The sequence below is a fragment of the Intrasporangium sp. genome (genome assembly GCF_040414665.1).
In the GTDB taxonomy this organism is placed as follows: domain Bacteria; phylum Actinomycetota; class Actinomycetes; order Actinomycetales; family Dermatophilaceae; genus Intrasporangium.
In genome coordinates this window covers 1-4,316 of sequence record NZ_JBEDUL010000047.1, presented here as the reverse complement: position 1 = coordinate 4,316, position 4,316 = coordinate 1, and the positions used below count along the sequence as shown (strand labels likewise).

The window sequence follows — 4,316 nt, the reverse complement described above, 5'->3', positions numbered from 1 at the left end:
CCGATGCTGTTGCGGCGGTTCGAGGTTCGGCCATCGTCGTCGAGGGTCGCGAATGTCTCGTCGACCGAGCCGTGGTAGCAGTAGTCGTGCACGACGATCCTGGGCCGGCCGGTGAGGTGCCTGGCGTAGCGGATCGCATGTCGGTTTGCATCGGTGGCCGTCAGGGTGAACTGCCAGTAGGGCAGGCCGAACCGCTCTGAGAGCCCGGTGGAGACGGCGATCGCGTCCTCGGTCGGGAGCATCGTCGTGATTCCGCGAGCCAGCTGTGCGGTCACCGACTGCACGGTCGGGGTCGGCGAGTGTCCCATCATCGCGCCGGTGTCGCCGAGGCAGAGATCGATGTGGTCGATCCCGTCGACGCAGGTGAAGTGAGCGCCCGCGGCCTGCTCCACGAAGACCGGGAACTCGCCCGGCCACTTCACCATCCAGCTCATCGGCACCCCGCCAGGCATGTGAGCCCGGGCGCGATCGGCGAGCGCGGCGGAGCGGGGGCGGGTCGCCCGGAAGGAGGCGAGCTCGCGCCCGTGCAACTGGGCCAGGTGGGTGCGGTCGATAGTGACAGGTGGGGTCATGGGTTCATCGTGCCCAATCGCCAAAGCCTTCGGAAGGGGTTGTTTGAGCGGTGCGGAACCACTGATTCCGAAGGCCATCCCCCTTGGGGGTCACAAATCGGTCAACCTACCCATCGTCAATTCGGCCGAATCGCGGCATACTGCGGCTCATGCCCCCATCGCCCCCGTCGCGATATCGAGAGCTCAGCCTGTGGCACGACACCACCCCGGACGACCTGCTTCCGAGAGCGGTTCTCCCCGGCGACGTCGACGCCGACGTCGTGGTCATCGGGGCGGGGTACACCGGGCTGTGGACTGCCTACCACCTCGCCGTGGCCGATCCGACGACGCGGATCGTCGTCATCGACAAGGAGATCGCGGGGTACGGGGCATCGGGACGGAATGGCGGCTGGTGTTCGGCGTTGTTCCCGACGTCACTGCGGCGGATGGCGGTCGAGCGTGGGCGTGAGGCGTCGGTGCGGATGCAGCGCCTGCTCAACGAGACCGTCCCAGAGGTCGGCCGCATCGCCGCGGCCGAGGGCATCGACTGCCACTTCGACCAGGGCGGGTCGCTGTCCGTGGCACGCAACCCGGCCCAGCTCGAGCGGATCCGGAGCCAGGTCGCAGACTATGCGGCCTGGGGGTTCGGTGAGGAGGACCACCAGTTCCTCGACGCTGACGGCGTGCGGGAGATCGCCGTCGTCGAAGGGGCCCTCGGCGGTGCGTGGACCCCGCACTGCGCCGCCATCCACCCTGCTCGCCTCGTGCGCGGGCTCGCGGAAGCGGTGGAGAGACGCGGGGTGACGATTCATGAGCAGACAGAGGCCCTCGACGTGCACAGCCGTCGAGTCGTCACGCCGCACGGGACGATTCGCGCCGAGCACGTCGTGCTGGCGACGGAGGGGTACACCGCGACCGTGGCGGGGCGTCGGCGGAGCCTGGCGCCGGTCTACTCGCTCATGACGGCAACCGAGCCGCTGCCCGACGACGTCTGGGAGCAGATCGGGCTGCGCGAACGATCGACGTTCGCGGACAACCGGCACCTCGTCATCTACGGCCAGCGCACCCGTGACGGTCGCATTGCCTTCGGCGGCCGGGGGGCGCCCTACCACTACGCCTCGAAGGTGGCGCCGGCCTACGAACGGGACGAGCGCGTCCACACGATGCTTCGCCGGATCCTCGTGGAGCTCTTCCCGATGCTTCGCGACGTCGAGTTCACGCACTCCTGGGGCGGCAATCTCGGTGTGCCGCGTGACTGGTACCCAGCCGTTCGTCATGACCGCTGCACGGGACTCGCCTTCGCGGGTGGCTATGTCGGGGATGGGGTCGCCACGGCGGCGCTGGCCGGCCGGACGCTCGCGGCGATGATCCGCGACGACGACCCGGAGGACCTGACATCGCTGCCCTGGGCGGGACGGACCTCACGGCTGTGGGAGCCGGAGCCGCTGCGGTGGCTCGGTGTCAATGCGGTGACCGCGCTCATGGGCTCCGCCGATCGATCTGAGCGTCGCTCGGGACGACCGTCGCGCGCAGCGGCAGCCTTCTGGAGCGCCATCGGGCAGTGATCTGCTGCGGGCGCTTGCTGCACACTCGACCGGCCCCTTTCCTCGAGTGTGCAGTTCGCGTCGGCGCTTTAGGCCCACTCGACTCGCCCCTTTCGTGGAGTGTGCAGTTCGCGTCGGCGTTTGCTGCACACTCGACTGCGTCAAGGGGTGGCCTGGAAGGCGCCGTCCGCGAGTACGGGCACGTTCTCGCTCACGTCGACCTCCGCGGCGATCCGCACGTCGTCGCCGAAGCCGAGGTCGATCAGCTCTCGGCCGCTCCCGCAAGCGTCGAGCGACGGGCCCACGCGGTCACTGACCCACGACCACGCGGCCAGCGCAACGGCCGCCTCGGCGCTGAGCAGCATGGGGCCCGCCCGGTGCTCGAGCGTGCCGACAATGGCCTCGACCACGGCGCCGGCACCCCACAGGTCCTCGACGGCAGGGCGCAGCGAGCCGTCCGGCCACCGCTCGCCGGCCGGCACGATGACGACGGCGGGATCTCCCACCCGCCCCTCTCGCCCAGCCTGGGCCGCCAAGGCGTCGAGCCGCTTGACGATCCACGCGGCAACCGCGGAGCGGTTCCGGAGAGACCCGGCTGCGACGACCGCACCCGCACCCTCGAGCAGGGCGCTGACCGTCGACCCGTTGGGGGAGGGCAGGACGAGGCGCTCCACCGACCCGGCTGAGTCCTGGATCGACTTGGGGGACAGGCTCATCCCGCCTTCTGCAGCCGCAGCCCGTCGACCCTGCGCGAGCACGGCTTGATGTTCGCGAGCGAACTCGGCCGCCGAGTCGTCCTTCCACCGGTACGGCCAGACCGTCATCCCCCCGTCGACGGCAACGGACACGGCAGTCGTGAAACTCAGCACGTCGACAACGACGGCGACGACGGGACCGCGCTCAGCGGCATACGACACCAAGGACTCGGCCCCGACGGGACCCCACTCGACGCGGATCGTCCCCTCGTCCTGACTCCAGCACTCACGCACGGGCGTCGAGCTCCTTGACGAGACCGGCTGGCGCGGTGAGGCGGTACGACGCGTCGACGAGCTCGGCGACCTCGTCCCAGTCGACCCGGTCGACTGCGCCCACGACGTGGAAGCTCAGACCCAGCCAGCCGGAAGGCCCGAAATAGGCCGGTACGAAGAAGGGCTCCCGCTCGAGCAGCGCCTCCCGCTCGCTGGCGTCGGGCAGGAAGAGCAGGGCGTTTCGGGCGATGGGCGAGAAGTGGTCGCCCTTGAGGGAGCCTCCGAAGGTGGCGAACACCTTGCGGGTGAAGAAGTTCGGGCGTCCGTGCGAGATCTTCTCGTCGGCGCCCGGCAACGCCAGGCAGATGTCCCGCACGCGCGCGAGGTAGGGATCCTGCTCGTCGAACATCAGCGGATGCGACATGTCCCCAACGCTACGTGAGGCTCAGGCGCTGCAGGCGCCGCCACAGCCGCCGGGACCGCACCCGCCACAGCCGCCCGCCGCCATGGCCGGCTCCCGATCCTCGTCCTTGCTCGCCCACGCCTGGGCGAGGGCCTGCTCGAAGACCTCCGTCGGTTGCGCGCCGGGCACTCCGTAGCGCCGGTCGAGGACGAAGAAGGGGACACTCGTGATGCCGAGCATCTTGGCGGTCGCCTCGTCGCTGCGGACGTGGTTGCCGTAGTCGTCCGACTCGAGCATGTCCCGGACGGCGTCGGGGTCCAGGCCGATCTCGGAGGCGAGCTCCACCAAGGTCTCGCGGTCGCCGATGGCGCGGCCGTCGCTGAAGTAGGCCTTCAGCAGCCGCTCGTGCGCCCGGCTGGCCAGCGCCTGACCGCCGACCTCCGCAGCCAGGTGGACGAGCCGATGGGCGTCGAAGGTGTTGCCGTAACGGGCGGCCTGCCAGTTGAACTCAAGACCGACCTCAGTGGCCTGCTCGGCGAGACCCTCGTGCTGGGCCACGGCGTCCTCGCGCGAGATGCCGTACTTGGCCGCGATGAGCCCCGGCAGGTCATGCTCGGAGACCGGCTCAGCGTTGCGGTCCAGCTCGAAGCTGTGCCACTGCACCTCGACCTCGTCGCGGTGCTCGAACCGCTCGAGCGCCTCCTCGAAGCGCCGTCGCCCGAGGTAGCAGTACGGGCACACGATGTCGGTCCAGATGTCGATCCTCACGACTCGACAACGTAGCGTTTCTCGAGATCCGCCCGCACGCCGGGACCACCGATGAGACGCTGTTGACGCCCGCGAACGGTCA

Annotated in this window: 5 protein-coding genes; 1 reads left to right on the top strand and 4 read right to left on the bottom strand. The window is 69.7% G+C overall.

What is annotated here, in order from left to right; translation table 11 throughout:
- On the bottom strand, positions 1-572 hold a 572-nt coding region (locus ABF401_RS05140; RefSeq protein ID WP_353508460.1), incomplete at its 3' end, for an aminotransferase class III-fold pyridoxal phosphate-dependent enzyme.
- Positions 573-721: 149 nt separating this feature from the next.
- On the opposite strand from ABF401_RS05140, the gene ABF401_RS05135 reads away from it, so the two are divergent.
- Entirely contained in the window at positions 722-2,116 is a 1,395-nt protein-coding gene (locus ABF401_RS05135; RefSeq protein WP_353508459.1) for an NAD(P)/FAD-dependent oxidoreductase, read from the top strand.
- 140 nt (positions 2,117-2,256) lie between these two features.
- On the opposite strand, the gene ABF401_RS05130 is transcribed toward ABF401_RS05135, so the two are convergent.
- From ABF401_RS05130 to ABF401_RS05120, 3 genes are read right to left on the bottom strand one after another with little or no spacing between them, the layout of a single operon-like run.
- Complete coding sequence (locus ABF401_RS05130; protein ID WP_353508458.1) at positions 2,257-3,084, bottom strand: 2-phosphosulfolactate phosphatase; 828 nt, start codon at positions 3,082-3,084, stop codon at positions 2,257-2,259.
- On the bottom strand, positions 3,077-3,487 hold the full coding sequence (locus tag ABF401_RS05125; protein ID WP_353508457.1) for an MmcQ/YjbR family DNA-binding protein: 411 nt from the start codon (positions 3,485-3,487) through the stop codon (positions 3,077-3,079). Before ABF401_RS05125 ends, ABF401_RS05130 begins: the two co-directional genes overlap by 8 nt.
- A 21-nt stretch (positions 3,488-3,508) precedes the next feature.
- Complete coding sequence (locus ABF401_RS05120; RefSeq protein ID WP_353508456.1) at positions 3,509-4,234, bottom strand: DsbA family oxidoreductase; 726 nt, start codon at positions 4,232-4,234, stop codon at positions 3,509-3,511.
- Positions 4,235-4,316: the final 82 nt, after the last annotated feature.

Excerpts from the sequence above, each read along its gene's own strand:
- ABF401_RS05125 (WP_353508457.1), bottom strand. The coding sequence starts at position 3,487 with ATGTCGCATCCGCTGATGTTCGACGAGCAGGATCCCTACCTCGCGCGC.
- ABF401_RS05135 (WP_353508459.1), top strand. The coding sequence starts at position 722 with ATGCCCCCATCGCCCCCGTCGCGATATCGAGAGCTCAGCCTGTGGCAC.